The 20,530-nt window shown below is 38.4% G+C and carries 24 protein-coding genes and 3 pseudogenes (1 of these 27 only partly in view); 9 read left to right on the plus strand and 18 right to left on the minus strand.

Going from position 1 to position 20,530, the window contains the following annotated elements; genetic code table 11:
- Window positions 1–28: 28 nt before the first annotated feature.
- The 3 genes from PYW32_RS12990 to PYW32_RS13000 form a co-directional block, all read right to left on the minus strand.
- The gene (locus PYW32_RS12990; protein WP_016173847.1) at window positions 29–1,579 is read right to left on the minus strand and encodes a hypothetical protein; all 1,551 of its coding nucleotides are present in this window, start codon (window positions 1,577–1,579) and stop codon (window positions 29–31) included.
- Between the two features lie 177 nt (window positions 1,580–1,756).
- Window positions 1,757–2,992 (minus strand): CapA family protein, encoded by a 1,236-nt coding sequence (locus PYW32_RS12995; RefSeq protein WP_016173846.1) that lies wholly within the window; start codon window positions 2,990–2,992, stop codon window positions 1,757–1,759.
- 129 nt (window positions 2,993–3,121) lie between these two features.
- Window positions 3,122–4,279 (minus strand): NAD(P)-dependent malic enzyme, encoded by a 1,158-nt coding sequence (locus PYW32_RS13000; RefSeq protein WP_016173845.1) that lies wholly within the window; start codon window positions 4,277–4,279, stop codon window positions 3,122–3,124.
- A 284-nt stretch (window positions 4,280–4,563) separates the two neighbouring features.
- Between PYW32_RS13000 and PYW32_RS13005 the strand changes: the two genes are divergently transcribed.
- The 7 genes and pseudogenes from PYW32_RS13005 to PYW32_RS13035 form a co-directional block, all read left to right on the plus strand.
- Window positions 4,564–4,797 (plus strand): hypothetical protein, encoded by a 234-nt coding sequence (locus PYW32_RS13005; RefSeq protein ID WP_016173844.1) that lies wholly within the window; start codon window positions 4,564–4,566, stop codon window positions 4,795–4,797.
- An 89-nt stretch (window positions 4,798–4,886) separates the two neighbouring features.
- Window positions 4,887–5,231, plus strand: coding sequence for an ArsR/SmtB family transcription factor (locus PYW32_RS13010; RefSeq protein WP_016173843.1), 345 nt, complete (start codon window positions 4,887–4,889; stop codon window positions 5,229–5,231).
- Window positions 5,224–6,282, plus strand: a complete 1,059-nt coding sequence (gene arsB, locus PYW32_RS13015) for an ACR3 family arsenite efflux transporter (protein WP_016173842.1) — start codon at window positions 5,224–5,226, stop codon at window positions 6,280–6,282. Before PYW32_RS13010 ends, arsB begins: the two co-directional genes overlap by 8 nt.
- Before the next feature lie 7 nt (window positions 6,283–6,289).
- Complete coding sequence (arsC, locus tag PYW32_RS13020; protein ID WP_016173841.1) at window positions 6,290–6,700, plus strand: arsenate reductase (thioredoxin); 411 nt, start codon at window positions 6,290–6,292, stop codon at window positions 6,698–6,700.
- Between the two features lie 159 nt (window positions 6,701–6,859).
- On the plus strand, window positions 6,860–7,174 hold the full coding sequence (locus PYW32_RS13025) for a YdcP family protein (protein ID WP_016173840.1): 315 nt from the start codon (window positions 6,860–6,862) through the stop codon (window positions 7,172–7,174).
- Window positions 7,175–7,189: 15 nt separating this feature from the next.
- Window positions 7,190–7,327: pseudogene (locus PYW32_RS13030) on the plus strand (DUF961 family protein); the annotation flags it as partial.
- Window positions 7,322–7,510, plus strand: a pseudogene (locus PYW32_RS13035) (IS3 family transposase); the annotation flags it as partial. The pseudogenes PYW32_RS13030 and PYW32_RS13035, both read left to right, overlap by 6 nt.
- 159 nt (window positions 7,511–7,669) lie before the next feature.
- Here PYW32_RS13035 and PYW32_RS13040 read toward each other — a convergent pair.
- The 5 genes from PYW32_RS13040 to PYW32_RS13060 form a co-directional block, all read right to left on the minus strand.
- Window positions 7,670–7,861, minus strand: a complete 192-nt coding sequence (locus PYW32_RS13040) for a hypothetical protein (RefSeq protein WP_016173838.1) — start codon at window positions 7,859–7,861, stop codon at window positions 7,670–7,672.
- 88 nt (window positions 7,862–7,949) lie between these two features.
- Window positions 7,950–8,711, minus strand: coding sequence for a VOC family protein (locus PYW32_RS13045; protein WP_016173837.1), 762 nt, complete (start codon window positions 8,709–8,711; stop codon window positions 7,950–7,952).
- Entirely contained in the window at window positions 8,711–9,520 is an 810-nt protein-coding gene (locus PYW32_RS13050; RefSeq protein ID WP_016173836.1) for a pyrroline-5-carboxylate reductase family protein, read from the minus strand. The genes PYW32_RS13045 and PYW32_RS13050 overlap by 1 nt, the downstream gene beginning before the upstream one ends.
- A 12-nt stretch (window positions 9,521–9,532) precedes the next feature.
- Window positions 9,533–10,357 (minus strand): MetQ/NlpA family ABC transporter substrate-binding protein, encoded by an 825-nt coding sequence (locus PYW32_RS13055; protein WP_016173835.1) that lies wholly within the window; start codon window positions 10,355–10,357, stop codon window positions 9,533–9,535.
- A complete protein-coding gene (locus tag PYW32_RS13060) occupies window positions 10,354–11,376 on the minus strand; it encodes a uroporphyrinogen decarboxylase family protein (RefSeq protein WP_016173834.1) in 1,023 nt (340 codons plus the stop codon). The genes PYW32_RS13055 and PYW32_RS13060 overlap by 4 nt, the downstream gene beginning before the upstream one ends.
- A gap of 810 nt (window positions 11,377–12,186) precedes the next feature.
- Between PYW32_RS13060 and PYW32_RS13065 the strand changes: the two are divergent.
- Window positions 12,187–12,366: pseudogene (locus tag PYW32_RS13065) on the plus strand (tyrosine-type recombinase/integrase); the annotation flags it as partial.
- Window positions 12,367–12,457: 91 nt separating this feature from the next.
- On the opposite strand, the gene rpsI reads toward PYW32_RS13065, so the two are convergent.
- From rpsI to PYW32_RS13080, 3 genes are all read right to left on the minus strand, one after another.
- Window positions 12,458–12,850 (minus strand): 30S ribosomal protein S9, encoded by a 393-nt coding sequence (gene rpsI, locus PYW32_RS13070; RefSeq protein WP_016173833.1) that lies wholly within the window; start codon window positions 12,848–12,850, stop codon window positions 12,458–12,460.
- Between the two features lie 15 nt (window positions 12,851–12,865).
- Window positions 12,866–13,312, minus strand: a complete 447-nt coding sequence (rplM, locus tag PYW32_RS13075) for a 50S ribosomal protein L13 (RefSeq protein WP_338070869.1) — start codon at window positions 13,310–13,312, stop codon at window positions 12,866–12,868.
- 178 nt (window positions 13,313–13,490) lie between these two features.
- Window positions 13,491–13,976 carry a Dps family protein gene (locus tag PYW32_RS13080; protein WP_035009969.1) on the minus strand — a complete coding sequence of 162 codons (486 nt, stop codon included), beginning with the start codon at window positions 13,974–13,976 and terminating at the stop codon, window positions 13,491–13,493.
- Between the two features lie 151 nt (window positions 13,977–14,127).
- Here PYW32_RS13080 and PYW32_RS13085 point away from each other — a divergent pair, with 151 nt between their 5' ends.
- A complete protein-coding gene (locus PYW32_RS13085) occupies window positions 14,128–14,811 on the plus strand; it encodes a prepilin peptidase (protein WP_016173830.1) in 684 nt (227 codons plus the stop codon).
- A 37-nt stretch (window positions 14,812–14,848) separates the two neighbouring features.
- Here the strand turns inward: PYW32_RS13085 and PYW32_RS13090 are convergent, their stop codons facing one another.
- The 7 genes from PYW32_RS13090 to PYW32_RS13120 all read right to left on the minus strand — a co-directional run.
- Window positions 14,849–16,315, minus strand: a complete 1,467-nt coding sequence (locus PYW32_RS13090) for a C40 family peptidase (protein WP_016173829.1) — start codon at window positions 16,313–16,315, stop codon at window positions 14,849–14,851.
- Window positions 16,316–16,515: 200 nt separating this feature from the next.
- Window positions 16,516–17,022 (minus strand): rod shape-determining protein MreD, encoded by a 507-nt coding sequence (gene mreD / locus PYW32_RS13095; protein ID WP_016173828.1) that lies wholly within the window; start codon window positions 17,020–17,022, stop codon window positions 16,516–16,518.
- Between the two features lie 2 nt (window positions 17,023–17,024).
- Window positions 17,025–17,882, minus strand: coding sequence for a rod shape-determining protein MreC (gene mreC, locus PYW32_RS13100; protein WP_016173827.1), 858 nt, complete (start codon window positions 17,880–17,882; stop codon window positions 17,025–17,027).
- Window positions 17,883–18,012: 130 nt separating this feature from the next.
- Complete coding sequence (locus PYW32_RS13105; protein WP_016173826.1) at window positions 18,013–18,648, minus strand: thiamine diphosphokinase; 636 nt, start codon at window positions 18,646–18,648, stop codon at window positions 18,013–18,015.
- The gene (gene rpe / locus PYW32_RS13110; RefSeq protein ID WP_016173825.1) at window positions 18,648–19,298 is read right to left on the minus strand and encodes a ribulose-phosphate 3-epimerase; all 651 of its coding nucleotides are present in this window, start codon (window positions 19,296–19,298) and stop codon (window positions 18,648–18,650) included. The genes PYW32_RS13105 and rpe overlap by 1 nt, the downstream gene beginning before the upstream one ends.
- A 10-nt stretch (window positions 19,299–19,308) precedes the next feature.
- A complete protein-coding gene (gene rsgA / locus PYW32_RS13115) occupies window positions 19,309–20,190 on the minus strand; it encodes a ribosome small subunit-dependent GTPase A (protein ID WP_035010267.1) in 882 nt (293 codons plus the stop codon).
- 97 nt (window positions 20,191–20,287) lie between these two features.
- Window positions 20,288–20,530: the 3' end of an alpha/beta hydrolase gene (locus PYW32_RS13120; RefSeq protein WP_016173823.1), read on the minus strand. It continues 480 nt past the right edge of the window; only the last 243 of its 723 coding nucleotides appear in the window; its start codon lies beyond the right edge, outside the window — the gene reads right to left on this strand; it ends in the stop codon at window positions 20,288–20,290.

A 20,530-nucleotide genomic window follows, 5' to 3' on the forward strand; every position in this document is an offset into this window, starting at 1 on the left:
GAAGTTACTCTTACATTCCATATAAAAATCAATCTTTCTGTTTCCCACCCAAACTCGCCAACAAGGTAAACACACAAGCCATCACAAAAGCGCACACCATGACAAGGATTGTAGCAATTAAATTATCATTCGACATTAAAGGTGCCATGAATGCAGGGACGTAAGCAGTTGTACGTACATTCAAGAGTCCGACAAGCGTACCGGCTAACGTTGCAGCTAAAATAGTCCCACCAAAGACTTTTTTATTCGAAAACATAAAGGGATACGCTGCTTCTACAAACGTGCCAAAGAGCAAATTGATAAAGATATTAGCGGTAGCCGTTGGTCGGTCTCCTGCATTTCTCGGCTTAATAATGTACGCTAGCTGAATTCCTGCACAGACAATTACGAGACAGACCATGTCAATGGCACCTAAAAAACTAAATCCTGTTGCTTCCATTTCTAATAAAACAATCGGTAAAATAGCTGCGTGATAGACACCACCAATAATTGCAAACCAAATAAGTGCCCCAGCAACAGTGCCAGCTAAAATTGGATTAAATGCTAAGACAGCATCAATTGCCTGTTTAATCCCATTGCCAAGCATTAATGCTACTGGTGACAACAAATATTTGCCCACTAATCCCGCGAATAAACCAGACAGTCCCCCGGCTGCAATATTCGTTGTCGTTCCAGGAACTCCATGCTTAAAACAAAAATTACTAATATAATACACTAAAATTCCGGCAAGAATCCCGACAGCCATTCCCCCAATAATGCCACCATCCACTGCTAATGCGCCCGCTAAGACACCCGCAACAATTCCGACTTCATCCATTCCAGAAATTTGTTTTGCTGCAATCGTAGCAACGATGACTGGTAAGAAACCAACCAATATGGTGAAAATCTCCTCTAACCCTGACAAACCGGGTAATTTACTTAAAGCCAAGCTCAACGCCATACCAATAAATCCCGGCATCGCCGCCATCATAATGCCACGTAAACTAATTCTCTTAAATACATTGTCTTCACGTTGCGCACTACTGCTACCAATCACCGGTTTATAGGTTAATTGCCATTCTTTCGCAAAAGCAGACATAGCTGAAATCGCACGTGTCCGATTGGTTGTTCCTGTTGTGCCAGATTGGGCAATAATGTGTACACCCAAACTAGCCGCATCAGCCATCGATGTCCCACCTGTTCCAGTCACAGGAATCTTTTTTTGCGCAGAGGCAAGTAATGCTTGCCGATTGACGTCTTTAGGGTCGCAACTTAGCAACAATAACCCATCAATTTCTCCATCTAAAATTTTCTGTGCCAACTGATGATCCATCAATTTTGCTTGCTCGTTAATTTCTGATAACGTTTGTTCATCGCTGCTGATTAATTGTCCTGTTTCATCTAAAGTAAAGAGCTGTGATTTCGCATCCAGCGATACATTATCCATACTACTTGCTGTCAAAACAAATTGAACAGCAGCTACCTCAATGCCTGCTGATTTTGCTTGTGCAAAAATCTCTTCGATCATTTTTTGCGGATCATTTCCACCTTGTGACCGCAAATTTCCACCACTACTCCCAATTACTGCAATTTTTTTCATAGAAACCACCTATCTTTTTATTTTTCACTTTCAACCAAAAAATACAAATTTTCTGATAATTATCAGATATTCATTATAAAATTTCCCTTACCAGAATGAAAGAGAAAGTTATGCGCTATAGCAAAACAAACATAAAAAAACACTTTCTCAAATTGAAAAAGTGTCTCTTATCTATTGCTACCATTCCAAATTCAATAAACTCAGCATTTCATGATACGCTGTTTCAATGCGTTGTCGTGTTACTTCTGGTACTTGATCTGCATATTTTCCATCTGGCAAATAATCTTCTGCCAATACCACTTGAAAATCATAGGCCTGCATATCGCCATACTCGAAATCATAATAGGTATGATTCACGATTGGTTCTCTGGAAACCCAAGTTGGATGTAAGGTGATATTGCTCAAATACGTGCGTTTGCCTTCTTTGGTAATTTCTACTTCCGGAATAACGCCTCTTTCTGTCCAATAATTGTAATTAACAGTTTCGTATCGTTGATTTGATAATAAATTCCCCATCGAATAGATAATAAATTTCTTTTCACCATCTTTTTCAATTATCTCAGTCGGTTCAGCAACATGTGGATGTCCACCAAAAATAATATCCGCACCAAAATCAATCATTTGTCGATATACGGTTTGCTGTTCTACAGTGGGTTCTAACGAATACTCTACGCCAGATTGCGGCATAACAATCGTAATATCCGCAATTTTCTCCGCTTCTTTAATATCAGCTTCCACTTTGTCGATTGATAAATCGTTTAAATATTTGTCATAATCTTCTTGGCTAATGCTTTGTTCAATCCCATTAAATCCATACGAATAAGCTAACATCGCCACTTTGATACCGTTGACTTCTTTTACTAAAATGCCGTTATCGCCAACATTCACACCAATCGTATCTAACCCAGCATCATGAAAAGCCGTTGCTGTCGTTGTTACCCCTTCAATACCAGTATCCAAAATATGGTTATGTGCCAAATCAATGACATCAAAACCGGCATCTTTTATACTCTCAACAACCGTTGGAGGAGCATTAAACAAAGGAAAGCCACCTATTTCTTTATTAGGATTAATCGTTCCTTCAAAGTCACCTAATGCGATATCTGCCGAAGAAATCAGTGGTTTGACTTGATCATAATCATTGGCAAAATCGTAGTTCACGCCATCAAACGAACTCAAATAGAGTGGTCTGTGGTATAGCATATCACCACTTGCGGTAACTGTAATTGTTTTCGGTTCATTATTTTTAGTTGCTGTCGTATTTGTGGCATGCACATCATTGGTTTTCGGTGCTGTCAGTCCTTTGTAAACGATAAAATATCCCGTACTAATAATTGATATAAACAATAGTATAACTAATAGAGCAAAAATAATCTTTTTTTCACTTCTAGTAAGCCGTCGTTGATTCCTCATCTTTTTCTCTCCTCTTAACCATTTTATTGAAAGCGCAATCAAAAATAATTACACAGTATAACCAACCCTTCTATCAATAATTATACTGAAAATTCTTTTAGTTTAATAGCCCCTTCTTTTGTCCATCATTTATACAGAAGCTATCACTGCTCGTGCGACAACTTCGGCTACGTTCTGTTGAAAAACTTTCGGCATAATATTCGTTGGGGTTAATTCTGTTTCGGGAACCAAATTAGCAATCGCTACTGCCGCAGCAATCTGCATTTCCTCGGTAATTTTCGTTGCTTGTGCATCCAACGCTCCCCTAAAAAGCCCCGGAAAAGCTAAAACATTGTTTATTTGATTCGGGTAATCACTCCGCCCGGTTCCCACAATATATGCTCCTGCTGCTAACGCTTCTTCTGGTAAAATTTCTGGTATTGGATTCGCCAAAGCAAAAATGACAGGTTTTTCCGCCATCTGTTGAATCCACTCCGCTTGTAAGACATTCGCTTGTGAAACCCCAATAAAAATATCTGCATCCACCAACGCATCTGGCAACGTACCAGAAATAAATTGGCGATTCGTCACTTTAGCAATTTCTACATGATGTGACACCAACGATTCACTTTCTCGTTCATTTAAAATCCCTGTTTTATCTACAACAAGAATATGTTGAATCCCCGCTGCTAAAAATTTTCGAGTGATGGCAATTCCGGCAGCGCCCCCACCATTAATCACTACTTTGATGTCCTCTTTCGACTTTCCAATTAGTTTTAAACTATTAAACGTCGCTGCCAACGCAACAATCGCCGTTCCATGTTGATCATCATGAAAGACTGGAATAGCACATTCAGCATTCAATCGTCGTTCAATTTCAAAACAGCGCGGTGCACTAATATCTTCCAAATTAATAGCTCCAAATGTCGGCGAGATTGCTTTGACCGTTTGAATAATTTCTTCCACATCTTGTGTAGCTAACACAATAGGAATCGTATCAATATTTCCAAAACGTTTAAACAAAGCGGATTTTCCTTCCATCACCGGCAAAGCCGCTTCAGGACCAATATTTCCTAGCCCTAATACAGCAGAACCATCACTGACCATCGCAATCGTATTTTTTTTCATCGTTAATTCACGTACTAGTTCCTTATCCTCAACAATCGCTGTAGAAACAGCCGCCACTCCCGGTGTATAGACCACACTCAAATCTTCTGGAGCTTCGATCACCGCTTTTGGTACAACAGAAAGCAGCCCTCCATTTTGCTTCACTTGTTCTAATGCGAGTTCTTTTACGTCTTTATTCATGCTTTTTTCCTCCACCAAATAATAGAAAACGGATACAAAACATTTTATTTATTATCTTATCATAAAATAAACCACTTTATAAAAAAAGACACCTTCCAAGTGGAAAGTGTCTTGAGATGTTGATATAAAATGATAAACATACACAAAGCATTCTCAAAAAGAAATTACTATCATTCATCTTCTAATGCCCATTTGCAGTATCATTAGATGAATTAAGAGAAAAGTTACAACTGGAGACAGATGAAAGTTATGAAATTGAAGATTGGGAAGCTCCTTTCCGATTAATGGATGATCGAGATATTCTAACACTCAATCGTTTAGCGCTCTTAATAGAAGAAAACAGTCACTATGACCTATTTCCCTATTTGGATGAATTGATTGACTTGGATGTCTTTGAATCTCACGAAGATGCCTTAAAGCGATTAAATCAATTAACACACTTAAAAGAAAAACCAACTGATCAAGGTGTTTTGGAAGATACTTTTGAGCTATCAGATGGCACCTATCTTATAATTTAATAAAAAAGAATTTTATTAAGTAATTGACTTTATATAGACAACCATCTATATTAATACATAGATGTCTGTCGATATAAGGAGTGTCAATTATGAATTATGAAAAACTAGCTTTAATACTAAAAGCTTTAGCTGATTCTAAACGTTTAAAGATAGTGGATATTTTATCGTGTGGAACCATGTGTGCTTGTGATATTTTAGAACATTTTGATTTTACCCAACCTACGTTATCCCACCATATGAAAGTATTAGAAAAAGCAGGTATTGTTTGCGTTACAAAAAATGGGCTCTGGCATTATTATGCGCTGACAGAAACCTTTGTAGAAGAGTTTAATGGCTCTATGCAACAACTTTTCTCAAGTGAATCTAGTTGTATTTGTCATGAAACAAGCCAATGTTCTCCTAAAGGAAAAACGGAGGCGAATGCAAATGGCTAAAGAAACAGAAAATACAGGTATTAATTTTTTTGAGAAGTATTTGACGGTTTGGGTCTTACTTTGTATGATGTTAGGAATACTAATTGGACAATTTTTCCCTTCCTTTTCTCAAGAATTAGAAAAGATTCAAATTGCGAATGTGAATATTCCGATTGCTGTATTGACATGGATTATGATTTTTCCCATGATGATGAAAATTGATTTCAAATCTATTTTAGATGTTCGAAAGAATTATCAAGGACTAGCTATTTCAAGTATTACCGCATGGCTAATTAAGCCGTTTTTAATGTTTGGGCTCGCAACCTTCTTCTTTTATGTTGTTTTTCGCAATTTTATTCCTACAGATTTAGCAAGGGATTATGTTGCTGGGGCAGTTTTATTAGGAGCAGCACCTTGTACGGCTATGGTATTTGTTTGGAGTAATCTGACGAAAGGTGACCCTGCGCACACGCTGGTTCAAGTATCAATTAATGATTTGCTAATTATCGTTTTATTTGTTCCAATTGTTTCGCTCTTACTAGGAATCAACAATGTTTTTGTTCCTTGGGGGATTCTCTTTGCTTCAGTAGCATTGTTTGTTTTAGTCCCTTTGATTGGTGGTGCATTAACTCGCTATTTAGTGATTAAATTTAAAGGATTAAATTACTTTGAAACAAAATTTTTACCTAAATTTGATCCAATTACAACGATTGGGTTACTGCTAACGTTGGTTATTATTTTTACCTATCAGGGAAGTATTATTATCAGTAATCCTTGGCATGTCTTAATGATTGCCGTCCCACTAGTTTTGCAAAATATTATTACAGCAAATTTTGCTTATTTTGCTTGTAAACTGACTAAACAACCACATAATGTAGCAGCACCTGCAGCTTTAATAGGCGCCTCAGATTTCTTTGAACTTTCTGTTGCTGTGGCAATTACTTTGTTTGGGGTCAATTCACCTGTTGTTCTTGTATGTACAGTAGGTGTTTTAACAGAAGTACCAGTGATGTTACTTCTTGTAAAATTAGTAAATAAAACTCGCGGTTGGTTTGAACCAGCGAAGAATTGAGGAAATGATGAAAAAAGTTTATTTTTTGTGTACAGGAAATTCATGTCGTAGCCAAATTGCAGAAGGCTATGGCAAAAAATATTTAACTGATAAAGGCTTTGAAGTTCGCAGTGCGGGTATTGAAACACATGGTTTAAATCCTAGAGCTGTTAAAATCATGGAAGAAGATGGCATTGACATAACGGTTCAAACGTCGGATTTAATCGACCAAAAATATTTTAATGAAGCAGATTTAATTATTACCCTTTGTGGAGATGCCAAAGATAATTGTCCAGTAATCCCTAAAACAGCGACACATATCCATTGGGGATTAGAAGATCCTGCAAAAGCAATAGGTAGTGAAGAAGAAATTATGAATAAATTCAGAGAAGTTAGAGATGTAATTAAGGGAAAAATACAGAATTTAGAAATAGAATAAGCCTATTGAAAGCAATCAAGAAAAATCTTGATTGCTTTTTTTGTGGAAAGGAATGAATGATATGAACAATATTCCACGTTCTCCCCCAGTTACTTAGGAATCAACCCTACTTTGCATTCACTTTCAATATCAAAAAATTTAATGAAAAGAGGAAAAACAATGGAACTAAAACACGTAGTACCGATTATGAAAGACACATTTGGACACTTAGAATTTGCGGGTGAAGGAAACGTTGAACAACGACGCGTCAATGGTCGCTTAACCACTGTTTCTCGTAGTTACAACTTATATTCAGATGTACAACGTGCAGATGATATTGAAGTCATTTTGCCTCATACTGCTGGAGAAAAGTTCTTTGAATTTGAAGAGACGATTCAACTAGTCAACCCACGGATTGTCGCAGAAGGTTATAAGATTGGCGAACGTGGTTTCACGAATTATATTTTGCATGCAGATGATATGGTCAAAGCTTAAAGGAGGAAAACACACATGAGATTAGCACAAGGAATTATTATCGACAAAGAAAAAACTTTTGGACGGTTAAAATTTTCCGCATTACGTCGAGAAGTATTTTTAAACAATGAAGATGGAACGGTATCTACCGAAGTTAGAGAACGAACTTATGATAATGCAGTGGCAGAATCAACCTATAAATCATTCAAAGCAGAATTTGTTTATCCGAACACATTTGACACATTGAATCAACTCAAACTGCAATTATTTGATTACGTCAATTGGTGGAATTATCTTCGGTTACACGGTTCTTTGGGATATGAGACACCAATCAGCATTCGAAATCGGATTAGATAACAAGCACCTGATTTTTACACTTTATAATTTTTGTCAAAAAAAGGGTTGCCATTCCAAACAAAAAAATCAGAGTAAGACGATTTCTCTACTTACTCTGATTTATAAAATTCCTCTTCATCAGTCCTTATTGACAAAGAGCCAAATTTGCAGGGTGTTCGTTTATTTTCCTCTTCGTCTTTTTTCAAGAATCCAGATATTTTTAGCTACACCTAACCATAACAACAGCAGGATCAAATAATACAAGGGGCGACCTGACAAGGCTTGTTTCCCAAATACATACGTTCCGGCAATCAGTATAGCCGTATAAAAAAGATACAGCACTAGAAGCCATTTTTTGTCCCGATAAATCATTTGCTTTCACCTCACCGCTTATTCAAAGGTCTTTTTATTACCTTAACAAAAACCAACCTTTGTTGCAAATGAGGCTAATTGAGACACTTTATTGAAACAGATACGTTCCTTGACCAATCGTCAGTTGTTTCCCTTTCAATGCTGGACTGCCTTCAAAAACGATTTGTTGCAAACGATTGGCAGGTCCCGTGGTAAAGACAAAGGACTGGTTGCCGACTTGAAGCGCTTCTTCTCCATTGATCTCAACTTGCTGGAATCCAAGGAACTGCTGCCACTGTTGAATCACCTTTTCTGGATCAGCCACTTCAAAAACAGCACGTACGATTGCCAATTCTCCGGCTGGATGTTGTTGGATCACCTTCGCCTGGGTTAATTGTTTCCGGCGTTGATCCTCTGTGCCTCCCCACTGGATAACAAAAGGATAAGGCAAACCGTCTATGTCTCCTAAAATAGAAAGCATACGCCATTCAATCAAATTTCCCTCGGCATCGTGACGTTTCCCGTCAAAAATCTCAGAAAGTTTAGCTCCACGTTCTTTTAGTTGGACTGCTAATGCTTCGATATCATCTGTTCGCAAGGCTACTCGACTTAAGATTTCTTCTTGCGGCAAATGCTTGACCGCATCATTAACCACGACATGTTGCGGGTCTGCTTGACTGGCTAACCCAGGATCTTCTACTCCCAAAAATTCAAGATAAGACAAATCAAAATAACTCAGAGCATTGTACGTGCCCCAGTCTGTGTGCTTACCACCAAATGCAGCGACCAATCCCGCTTGTTGAAAGGTTTGGATGGCTTGATCCAAATCATTCACATAATGTACCGTATGATCCCATTTAATACTCGCCATCACTTCTCCCCCTCTTCTCCTAGCTCCGTCGTCCGTTGAACAGCACGTAGAACACTGCGCTGCAATCCGGCAGCAAAATCAGACGCATTCAATTCGTACAGCGCATGGATGCCCACACCCCCAGCGGAATTATTGATATCCAATAATTCTCGAGGATGTTTTCCTGTTTGCTTCAGCATCGCGGCTGCACCGATCGTGTTCTCAAGTGCGATCGTCCAGGCCTGTTCTCTAGGCAGACCGGCAAGCACACCGGCATCTGTATAAGATTCAATAAAATAATACACATAGTTGGCACCGGCGACGCCATAACCTGTGAAAACATCGATCAAACGTTCTTCCACGTACATGACCTTGCCAAAGCCAGTCAGGAAGAAGTCTACCTCTTCCTGCTTCGCCAACTCATTGAGAGAGGCACCACTGTACCCTAAACCTGTGTCAGTCAAAGTATTGGGGATCACTCGGACGATACTCCGGGGAACACCTAGCAAGGCTTCCAATTTTTCGATCGTGACACCCGCTACAATCGAAACGATCACGGCTTCTGGTTTGCTTTGCTGCAACTCCTGAGCTACGGCAGCCAGATCATCTTGCGGACGAACTCCGATCACGAGAATGTCGGCTTGCTGAAGGGCTTCCTCCTGCTCTGCCTGCGCTTGAATCTGATAGGTCTCTTGCAGGTAGACATTTCGTGACGTATTGATATCTGCGACTGTCAGCTGTTCTTTTGAAACGATTTGTTTGGCTAATAATGGGCGAATGATCGCTTCGACCATTTGTCCACCACCGATAAAATGAATTCGTTTAGTCATCGTCTTCCTCCCTTAATTATTTTCCCATGCTTCCGGAAAAATAAAGCCATCGTATGTTTCTTGCGACAAAATATAGTCTTCAAATTCTTGTGATTCGTAAGCTGCTTTGATATCTTGGGCCCATTGTGTATCTTCATTTTCTTTTAAAATCGAAACAATGATGCGATGCTCTTCCGGTGTATTTTCAATTTTTAAGCTGTCTGTCAATTTTTTGTCTGAATCGGCAATATAGTTTCCGTTGATCACACCATAATCCACATCCGGTAAAGAAACGAGGATTTGCGCCGGATCCAAAATCTTGAAGTCGATATCATAATCCCCTGGATGAACTTGGCTGACATCAAAGTCGATCGTTCCCGCATCTTCATCCACTATTACCCAGCCAAGATCTTCTAAAATACGTACGGCACGTTCTTGGTTGACTGGATCATCTGGCAAAGCAACGGTCGTTCCATCGCTTACTTCCTCCAAGGAGGTGTGTCTTTCAGAGTGTAGACTTTGTGGAGCGCTCGGTGCAAAAGCGATTGCTGTCATGTCAATGTTCAATTCGTCATTGACTCCTTCCATGTAGGCAATACTCTGGAAGATACTAACATCGATCGAACCATCTGCCATCGCTGGGTTCACCTGGTTGTTATGTCCTAGTGTCTTGATCTCAACGCTATAGCCTTGGTCTTCCAAAATCGGCAAGATTCCTTGTCGAAATTGCTCTTCATAGGTTCCTACACCAAAACCAACAACGATATTTTTATCCTCTTCTACTTGGGTCGTTCCTGAGCCGCAAGCACTCAACGCAAACAAGGACAATCCCATTAATCCAATCAGGTATTTTTTCATCTCTTTTCCCTCTTTCTCTCCACATTTTCTTTGATATCTTGTAATTCAGCCGGCGTCACGTTGACTGGCACGGCGCAGTTTGGCGTCAATAAAAAGGGTACGCCCTCCATTTGCTTCAATGCCTGATCCGTTTGCTGCCGAATCGTTTCTCGTTTATCTTGCCCAAACAACTGATGATCCAGACCACCGATCTTGACTTTTTTTAACGGAACCGACAAATCCGGATTGCCTTTTGCATAAGTATCCCAACTGATTCCGTCAACCGGGTAGTCATCAAAACGTTCCGGCTGAGAAAATTCGCCACAAGTATGAAGCAATCGTTTGCCTGCAACAGCCTTTAGAACTCGCAAATCATAAGGCAAAGAAAATTCATCGAAGATTTCTTTGGCAAATAATTCTTCATTTGCGGTGCCGGTCACGGCATAGAAAACCCCATCTATCCCGTTCTTCTCTAACTCTTTGAGATAGTCGATCATCGTCTCTGTGATATGATCCAATGCCTGATGAACACCTGCGCCTTCGGTTTCCAGTAATTTTTTCACATCGAGAGGTGCGTTACTGCCATACATCGTTTGATTCACGTAGGAAGTATTTCCTGTTAAAAATAAAAGGATCGTCAAAGGTGAAAAAAGTGTTTGAACCAGTGGCATCTCTGGCAAGGCACTACGAATCTGTTTGACCGCTTGCAACTGCTCTTGTAATGGCGCAGAAGTTGCCGCCTCGACTATCGGCACCTGCCACACATCAGCGGGTGTTTGAATGCGTTGCTGTAACTGTCTGGGAAATACGTCGCGATAATCATCAGGATCGTACACATTTCCAAATGCTTCAGCAAGATAGACAGCGCGAGGATTGATCTTGATCCAATCCCAATCGTGTTCCTGTGCAAATTGAATCGTTGCCTCAGCCAAAGCCTCCGCCTCATACTCTGCCTCTAAAAAATGATGCCAACTACTTACTAGCGGATACTGACTAGCTTCTCCTGACAGCACCTGATTGAATCGTTCCTTTTTATTCATTTGGTCCTCCTTCATTAAACATCTCTTCATAAAAGGATCACCGCTTGCTCTCTTACTCACAAGCGAACCCTTGAAGCTGTTTTTTCCTCCTGCTTTCTAGACTGGTTTTCGTCTTTACAGGGTATCTACAACTAGCCATGTCTCTCTTTGATATAGGCACCAGTGTACGGTAGTTGGCTAGACAGTGTCAATCATCCGACTGATACCTTTCTTCTATCATAAGATTCTCAAAAGCTGTTTTTTTATGGAGGATTTCCAAAGCCGCTTGCTTTAAACTGATCGCTAATTCCAATCAGACAGTCCTTTCAGAAGATCAGTTTTACAGATATATCTGTATCTATTCAATATTTCTATGTAGTAAACAGCAGTCAAAAGTTTAGAAATTATGTTTTATTGACTGACATTTTTTAGCCAATTTTTATCAAAAATGAGATCAACCTGACACTGCTCATCGTTTATTTTTAAAAGGATTAAAGATCTGAATAAGTAGGACTGACATCTGCCAAATTTCAACACAGGGACCTCGCAGCCTTGTGATTTCATTCTGCTAAGAATAAAAGAAAATTTGTTTCAGTTTCATATCATGAAGGCTATTAACGATTGAAAAAGCTGCTTTAGCGTAACGGAGAGACGGCTTGTGTAGTCACCGTGCATAGAATTCAATGTGAATTAGGCTCAGTTGCCAATTTTATTGGCAACTGAGCCTTTGAAGCTTGAAAGACGTGAGACTACAGGCTCACGTCGGTTCCACGGTTGACTTCAAAGCAAGACCTTCTCGCAGTGTAGCGTTGCTAAATAAAATTCGGCTTCCCTCATAAATTAAGACACACAGCAGCTACATTGGCTAAACAATCAGGGAAATCATTAGAAGAAATTTCGGAAGCTCTAACACATAGTGATACTCACGTTACAAAAAATTATGTTAATGCACCCGATATAATTAGTAGTCCGTTAGGTGAATCACTTTTCAATGAAAGATGTTATTTTTAAGCTGAATGGTGGTAATTTTTATCTAGTAAAAAGACAAAAAGACACTTTCCAAAAATTGAAAAGTGTCTGAAACGTTGATATATAAACGATATTAACGTTTTGAGAATTGAGAAGCTTTACGAGCTTTCTTAAGACCTGGTTTTTTACGTTCAACCATACGTGCATCACGAGTAAGTAAGCCTGCGCGTTTAAGAGCTAAACGGAAATCAGGATCTACTTCTAGTAAAGCGCGAGCGATACCATGACGGATTGCGCCAGATTGTCCAGCGTATCCACCACCGTTAACGTTTACGAATACATCGTAAGCGCCTTTTGTTTCAGTAACGCCGAAAGGTTGGTTGATAACTTCACGCAAGTCAGCGTGTGGAATATATTCAGTAACGTCTTTTTTGTTTACAGTAATTTTACCAGTTCCTGGTACTAAACGTACGCGAGCAACTGCATTTTTACGACGGCCTGTGCCTGTATATTGTGCTTGTGCCAATGAAATTCCCTCCTATTAGATTAAGTTAGTAATGTCTAAAACTTCTGGTTGTTGAGCTGCATGTGGATGAGTTCCCTCAGCATATACATGCAATTTCATGCCTTGAGCACGACCTAAAGTGTTTTTAGGTAACATGCCTTTTACAGAAGTTTCGATCAAACGACGAGAATTTTTAGCACGTAATTCACCAGCAGTGATTGATTTCAATCCACCTGGGTGATTTGAGTGACGGTAGTATACTTTATCAGTCGCTTTTTTACCTGTTAATTTTACTTTATCTGCATTAATTACGATTACAAAATCACCTGTATCCACGTGTGGTGTGAATGTTGGTTTGTTTTTACCGCGTAGTACAGATGCTACTACAGTTGATAGACGTCCTAAAGGAACATCAGTTGCATCTACTACATACCATTTACGTTCTACTTCGCCAGCTTTGGCCATATATGTTGTACGCAAGATTTTTTTCCTCCAATTTCGATTTCGAATGTTTGACATACACTTGAGTTTCCGGGGCTCTTGTGGGGCAAACAATACCATTTAATATATTACCTAGAATAATGCATAAAGTCAACGTTTTTCTCTTACAAAATGAAAAAAAGAAGCAAGCTTTCAAAAAGCCTGCTTCTTACTTCAATTCTTAGTTTACTTTTTCATGTGCTGGATCGATATTTGGTGCAAAACCTAATTTTGCTTGAATCATCCAGATTTTTTTCTCTACATCTGTATTGAAACCAGTGAAAATATCTTGTGTGCTATCGTCGCCTTCTTCACCAGCCACTTCAATACCTTCTTTGTAAAGGTCTGATAAGTAACGGTAACCTTCAACTAATTTTTCCATACGTTCTGGAATCGTACGATCGTATGTGCCGATTTCATCTTTGATTCCTGTGTTATCAGCAAATTCTTGTAATGTTGAATACGGTGCGCCATCTAAAGTAATTAAACGTTCTGAAATCACGTCTAATTGATCGTTAATTTCATCCATAAATTCGTCCATTAAAGGATGTAAAGTTAAAAATTCTGGTCCACGCATATACCAATGAGTTTGGTGGATTACAACTGAAAATTGGCTTAAGTCAGCAACCAATTGATTTAAAATTTCTTTTGTTTTTTCGTATCTCATATCTGATTCCTCCTTAAAATTTTCTACATATTTAGCATAGTACGGATTGCCTAAAATGTACAATGAAACCCTCTATTTGAGAAATTTTCTCAAAGATTCTTTATCGATTCCTTTATGCTTTTTGCGTATTTTACGATAAAGGAGGAATAATATGATTTACTTTTTACTTGGTAGTTGTTTAGGTTCTTTTTTATGCGTGGTTGCACAACGTCTTCCGTTAAAACAAGATTTTATTTTTTCTCGTTCATGTTGTGACCATTGTCGAAAGACCCTACGTTTTTGGGAATTAATCCCGATTATTTCTGGTTTGTTCCTATGTTTTCACTGCCAGCGTTGTGGAAAACGAATTTCATTCATCAGTTGGTTAGTGGAAATTATTTATGGCGGGATTTTTTATTTTTGTTGCACACAATCATCGACATTTATGCAGTTCATTGCGTTGGTTTGGCTGACAGCTGCCACGTTACTGTCGCTAACTGACTATTTTTACTTTTTGGTTGAACCGAAAATTCTCTACCCACTTCATTTATTGCTATGGGGGGGCATGTTTTATTTTCATCAACCTTTTTATGTTTCGACGTTTTTATTGCTTGTGATTTTAGGGATCTTCTTTTGGTTTAGTTTGCGTGATTCGATGGGAATGGGGGATTGGTTGTTATTAGCTTTTTGGGTGCCTTGGCTAACACTAGAACAGTTCTCATTATTACTTTTTGTAGCTAGTCTGTCAGCCTTGGTTGTTTTTTTAGGAAATTATTTATTTCGGAAACAGCCCCCACAACGACTGCCTTTTGTTCCCTTTTTAAGTTTGGGATTATTTGTCGCATATTTTTTATAAAATAAAAAAAGCTGACGAAAATTCGTCAGCTTTGAAATTACATACTTACTGCAAAACTTGGTGCAAAGTAAGCTACTGAAGCTACTGTTACTGATTGTCCTGGTGCTGGTGCGTGGATGTATTGTCCGCCACCTAATGCAATTGCTACGTGGTATGTGCTACCTTGTGAACCCCAGAATAATAAGTCACCCGCTTTTGCTTCGCTTACAGAAATAACTGATCCAGCACTTTCTTGAGGAACAGTCCAGCCACCGATTTCACGGCCAGTTGCTTTACGGTAAACATAGCTTGTGAAACCTGAACAGTCAAATCCACTTGGATCTTTTCCGCCCCATACATATGGTACACCAATGTATTTGTATGCTTCAGCAACAACTGATCCAGTTGGCGCAGAAGATTCTACTTTAGGCGTTTCAACTTTTGGTGTTTCCACAACTGGAGTTTGCTCTACTGGTGCAGGTGTCTCAACAGTTGGTGTTTCTACTACTTCTTGAACAGGAGTTGATTCTACTGTTTTTTCTTCAACTACTGGTGTTGAAGTTGGTGTATCTTGTGTTGTATTTTGGTTTGTTTCAGCTGGTGTTTCTACAGCAGCTGGTTCTTCACTTGTTGCATTCGCAACAGGTGCTTCCGTTGTCGATTCTGCAACAGCTTCAGTCGCTGGTGTTGATTGTTGTACTTGTTCTTGAGAAGAAACTTGCGCTTGTTGCTCTTTCGCCGCTTCTTGTGCTTCTTTTTCAACTTGTGCTTGTTTTGCTGCTGCTTCTGCAGCGGCTTTACGTGCCAATTCTGCTAAACGTTCTTGCTCAGCAATACGTGCTCTTTCAGCTTCTGCTTCCGCTTTACGTTTTTGAATACCTTTTTTCTCATCTTCTTTTGAAGATTGTTGTAATGCTAAATCAGCTTTTAAGTAATCTAAATCTGCTTGGCTACGTTGGATTTCACCTTTTTGTGCTTCTAACGCAGTTTGATTTTCAGCGATTTCTTGTTGTTTTGCTTCATTTTCAGCTTTTTTCGTTTCTACAGCTTTTTTATCTTCTTTTTGTTGGTTAACTAACTCGTTGTTTGCGTTCACGATAGTGCTCATCGCTTGTACACGACCAATTGCATCTGTTAATGAATCAGCATTCAATACAGCTTCAACAAGGTTAGAATCTGAACCATTTACTTGTACGTCACGTGCTTGTTTACGAATTGCTTCTTCACGTTTTTCGATACGGACTTCTAAATCAGCAATTTCTTCTTGTAATTTTTGTGATTGTGCAGCTAATTCTTGTTGTTTCGCAATTAATTCTTCAGCTTTGGTATTAATATCAGAAATTTGTCCTTCTAATGAGCTGATTTGATCTTGAATACTTGCTTGTTGTGCTTGCAAGTCACTAATTTCTTTGTTTTTTTGTTCAATTTGTTGATCAAAGTCATCAGCAAAAACTGCAACTGGTGCTGCAACTGCTGTAAGTGTTAATGAACATGTTAGTAATGCGGTAAGTACACGTTTCTTCACGTTTCATTCCTCCGACTGGTTTTATTTAATAAATAGTTAAGTTAGTTTAAATTTTCTTAAACATCTTGTTTCAACGACAAACCGATTGTAACACACGCATATGACAGGACAATAAAAGAAATATTACAAATATATTTCATTTAAACCGAACATTTGTTTGTTTTTCTGAAAACTTTTCATTTTTTTCCTAAAAAAAGAAACTATTTTTGATAAAATAGTTTCGATAATGGATAATATAAAACTGCAAACAGTACAAGATTCACGAGTAACGTTGGTCCTAAGAAATGAGCTGCAAAATAAACAACATTGACGGCTGTTAATTTAAACAATAATTGAATGCCTAAAGTGATTAATTCAATGCTCGTCACCAAAATAATCCAACCAAAGCTCTCGGTGAGCAGATTTTTATAAAGAGTTTCTTCTAGTAAATACATTAACCAGACTACTAAAGGAAACGCCACTGCATAAATGCCTAAAACACCAATGTAGTACAAATCAAAAATACTACCAATAACTAACGCTGAAACAATCATATATCGTTGAGATAAACGTGGAACTGCAAAAAACATCAATAATAAAAGTAGATGCGTACTCCAAATATAATTTCCATGACTCCAAGAAGCAAATGTTCTAGTTAAATGCGCATCGACTAACATCAAGAAAAAGAACATTGGGGCTGCATAATATTTAAAGGATTCTTTGTTCATACTTACTCATCCCCTACTGTTCGTTCAATCACAGTAACGACTGACAAGTCATGTGAATGGGCATAAGGTTTTACGTAAACTTTTTGATCTAAACCAAATTTATCTACTTCAGATTCAATCACTGTTCCCACCAGTAAATCTGCGGGAGAATTGCCCCCTAAACCAGATGTTTGTACGATATCATCTTTAGAAATTGGTGTTTTACCAGTTAATTGCTCGACAACTAGTGCATCACGTGTCACATCATACCCTTTTAATAAGCCAAAAACTTCACCTTTTTTCGTACTAATACGCACTGGATAATGGTTGCTCGTTTGATTCTCAGAAGTTAACAATTCGACTTTAGATGACATCGCATTGACTTCCAATACGCGACCAATTAAGCCCTGTTTTGCCATCACGGCCATATTGACTTCAATCCCATCTTTGGCACCTTTATCAATGACCAACATATCTTGCCAAGAATCTGGTGAACGCGTAATCACATTCGCCGTTACTTTTTGATAATTGGTTAATGTAGCATTTAATTCTAATTCTTCTTTTAAAGCGGCAATTTCACGTTCATACGCTTTATTTTGACGATCCATTGCATCATAAGCGTCCACTTTTTCTTTCAAACGTTCATTTTCTTCATATGTAACAAGGAGATTTTGTACAGCACGCACGCTATTATCAAACCAACGTGCTGGTGCAAATACGACTTTATCAACAAACGCAACTGAATCATTGATCACAACTTGAACTACGGAAGTTTTCTCATCTTTTGCGCGTTGGGCAACAGTTAAACTTAATGAACCTACTGCAATAATAACTATAATCAAGGTAATAATAATATTTTTATTTGGATTAAATTTTTTCACCGAAGCACCTCTAAAATTTCAAACTGATAGCTTAAATTGTACCACTAAATCCCTTTAAACAAAAGAAAGACTCCCACTCTTAATGCTTTTTTTGAAAACTTTTTCGAGAAAAACATTAGTGGGAGTTTTTTTAGTTATCTTTACTCTGAACAACGGCGACAATTCCACTGGTAAAGGAAATTTGCGCTTGTTTCGTTAAAAATTCATTACTTGCATACGAAGTAGGATAGGCAACTTCTTGATTTTCTAGTGTATATTTACTACCTGTTAATGTCAAATTGGAAACAGGCATTAAACAGCAATAGGCCAAATAGGTCATTCCTGTTTCTTGATAGACGGTATGGGTTCCTGGCAACAGAAACTGCAGACTATTTTGTTGGTCTTTTAAGAATAATTGCTGACAATGTGGCATAAAACGAGGTTCCAACACCATCCATAAATTTGCTAGAAAATGATCAATTCTACCACCTGTTAAACCAATCAACGTTACTGTCGCATCAGGATAACGGGTCAAGACTAAATCTAAACCCAATTGTGTATCAGTATCATCTTTTTCAGCAGGTGATTGTTTGACTTCTTGTGCTGCCGCAAAAACGAGATCTCGCTCTTTTTCATCTAAGGAATCAAAATCGCCGACTGCAATTGATAATGGTAATCCTTGTTCAATCAAAAAGAGACCACCACGATCAATTCCTACATACAATTCATATTCTTCTAACGACGGCCAAGTTGAAACCGGTGCGCCACCCACAACTAATACTTTCATTATTGAATCGCTTCTTTCAGCAATTGAATTTGTTTTTCCGGTTGTTCTGCGTCATAAATATAACTACCTGCGACAAAAACATTTACGCCAGCTTCTTTGCAACGTTTGGCTGTTTCAGGGACAATTCCACCATCCACTTGAATATCAAAATGATACCCATGTTCTTCCCTTAATGCGGCTAATTCATGAATTTTATCCAGAGATTCTTCAATAAATGATTGGCCGCCAAAACCAGGATTCACTGTCATAACCAAGACTTGATCCACCATTGATAATACATGTTTGATACTATCCACTGGCGTACCAGGGTTTAACACAACCTCGGCTTTGACATTTTCTGCCTTAATCATTTGAATCGCACGATGAATATGCGGTGTTGCTTCCACGTGTACGCCAATAATATCTGCGCCTGCAACCGCAAAATCATGAATATAACGTTCTGGATCAACAATCATTAAATGAACATCTAACGGTAATTTCGTTATTGGACGAATCGCCTTCACGACGTTAGGACCAAACGTAATATTCGGAACAAACTGACCATCCATAACATCGACGTGGATATAATCTGCTCCATGTTTTTCAACAAACTCAATATCTCGTTGTAAATTTGCAAAATCTGCGCTTAAAATTGACGGTGCGATTTTCATAAAATTCCTCCTATTTTTTCTTTCGATAAACGGGTCTTCGTTTTTCAATTTCTTCTAGAAATTGGACATAATTATCATAACGTGTTTGCGCAATTTCACCGCTTGCCACACGTTCTTTGACAGCACATTGTGGTTCATTGATATGCATACACTCACGGAAACGACAATCCGTAGATGCCTCAACAAATTCAGGGAACTGTTTAGATAGTTCACGGGCTTCTATTTCTAGAAAATCAATTGAACTAAATCCAGGTGTATCCGCAACTAATCCATCGGCAATTGGTATTAATTCTACATGACGAGTCGTATGCTTCCCACGACCTAATGATTCCGAAATTGCAGCTGTCTCTAAATCCAACTCAGGAACAATACGGTTTAATAACGTTGATTTTCCAGCACCTGATTGTCCCATAAAAACAGTCAATTGATTGGGAAAAAGTCGTTCTAATTCTTTTGTTGCTCTCTCATCTTCAGTAGACGCAATCACTGTATAACCGATACTTTCATAGCAATTGATTACTTCTTGTATTTTTTCTTTGTCATCAATTAAATCCGTTTTACTTAAATAAATAATCGGTTCAATAGCTGTATATTCCAAGGTTACTAAAAAGCGATCTAATAAATTATACGAAAAATTCGGTTCCACCATGCTGGTCACAATTACACCTTGATCTACATTTGCGACTGCTGGACGTACCAACTCATTTTTTCGTGGTAAAATTTCCAACAAATACCCATCGGTCAAATTGCTACTTTCAAATACAACTTCATCGCCAACTAATGGTGTAATTTTACGATTACGAAAATTTCCACGTGCACGTGTCTGATACAGTTCTCCTTCTGATTGTACATAGTAAAAGCCACTCAATGCTTTTCTAATTTGTCCTTTCAAAAATCCGCCTCCTTGCTTTTTTTCTATTGTATCATATTCGCTAACATCCGCTAAGTATAATAAAAAAACGGCATGAAAAATCATGCCGTTTTCTCTCTTATAACGTTTCTAACCACTGAATGAGCAACGTACTGATTTCTTGTTGTTGCCGACTATTAGTAATCTTAGCTTGATTGTCTCCTTTTTGGTCCCCATAACTTCCAAATCCAGCATGATTTCCACCAGTAATAGTTTGATACAGTGTCATTTTCGGTAAAAATTGTTTCGCACTTTGGTATTTTTCTTGATTTAAGACCCCATCATAATCGCCAGTAAGGGAAAGCACTGCTCCATCGAAACC

The organism is Enterococcus saccharolyticus subsp. saccharolyticus (assembly GCF_029023825.1).
GTDB lineage: Bacteria > Bacillota > Bacilli > Lactobacillales > Enterococcaceae > Enterococcus_F > Enterococcus_F saccharolyticus.

Bases quoted from the DNA above. Each gene is read 5' to 3' on its own strand.
- PYW32_RS12990 (WP_016173847.1), bottom strand. From the start codon at position 1,579: ATGAAAAAAATTGCAGTAATTGGGAGTAGTGGTGGAAATTTGCGGTCA.
- PYW32_RS12995 (WP_016173846.1), bottom strand. From the start codon at position 2,992: ATGAGGAATCAACGACGGCTTACTAGAAGTGAAAAAAAGATTATTTTT.
- PYW32_RS13000 (WP_016173845.1), bottom strand. From the start codon at position 4,279: ATGAATAAAGACGTAAAAGAACTCGCATTAGAACAAGTGAAGCAAAAT.
- PYW32_RS13005 (WP_016173844.1), top strand. From the start codon at position 4,564: ATGGATGATCGAGATATTCTAACACTCAATCGTTTAGCGCTCTTAATA.
- PYW32_RS13010 (WP_016173843.1), top strand. From the start codon at position 4,887: ATGAATTATGAAAAACTAGCTTTAATACTAAAAGCTTTAGCTGATTCT.
- arsB (WP_016173842.1), top strand. From the start codon at position 5,224: ATGGCTAAAGAAACAGAAAATACAGGTATTAATTTTTTTGAGAAGTAT.
- arsC (WP_016173841.1), top strand. From the start codon at position 6,290: ATGAAAAAAGTTTATTTTTTGTGTACAGGAAATTCATGTCGTAGCCAA.
- PYW32_RS13025 (WP_016173840.1), top strand. From the start codon at position 6,860: ATGGAACTAAAACACGTAGTACCGATTATGAAAGACACATTTGGACAC.
- PYW32_RS13040 (WP_016173838.1), bottom strand. From the start codon at position 7,861: ATGATTTATCGGGACAAAAAATGGCTTCTAGTGCTGTATCTTTTTTAT.
- PYW32_RS13045 (WP_016173837.1), bottom strand. From the start codon at position 8,711: ATGGCGAGTATTAAATGGGATCATACGGTACATTATGTGAATGATTTG.
- PYW32_RS13050 (WP_016173836.1), bottom strand. From the start codon at position 9,520: ATGACTAAACGAATTCATTTTATCGGTGGTGGACAAATGGTCGAAGCG.
- PYW32_RS13055 (WP_016173835.1), bottom strand. From the start codon at position 10,357: ATGAAAAAATACCTGATTGGATTAATGGGATTGTCCTTGTTTGCGTTG.
- PYW32_RS13060 (WP_016173834.1), bottom strand. From the start codon at position 11,376: ATGAATAAAAAGGAACGATTCAATCAGGTGCTGTCAGGAGAAGCTAGT.
- PYW32_RS13080 (WP_035009969.1), bottom strand. From the start codon at position 13,976: ATGAGATACGAAAAAACAAAAGAAATTTTAAATCAATTGGTTGCTGAC.
- PYW32_RS13085 (WP_016173830.1), top strand. From the start codon at position 14,128: ATGATTTACTTTTTACTTGGTAGTTGTTTAGGTTCTTTTTTATGCGTG.
- mreD (WP_016173828.1), bottom strand. From the start codon at position 17,022: ATGAACAAAGAATCCTTTAAATATTATGCAGCCCCAATGTTCTTTTTC.
- PYW32_RS13105 (WP_016173826.1), bottom strand. From the start codon at position 18,648: ATGAAAGTATTAGTTGTGGGTGGCGCACCGGTTTCAACTTGGCCGTCG.
- rpe (WP_016173825.1), bottom strand. From the start codon at position 19,298: ATGAAAATCGCACCGTCAATTTTAAGCGCAGATTTTGCAAATTTACAA.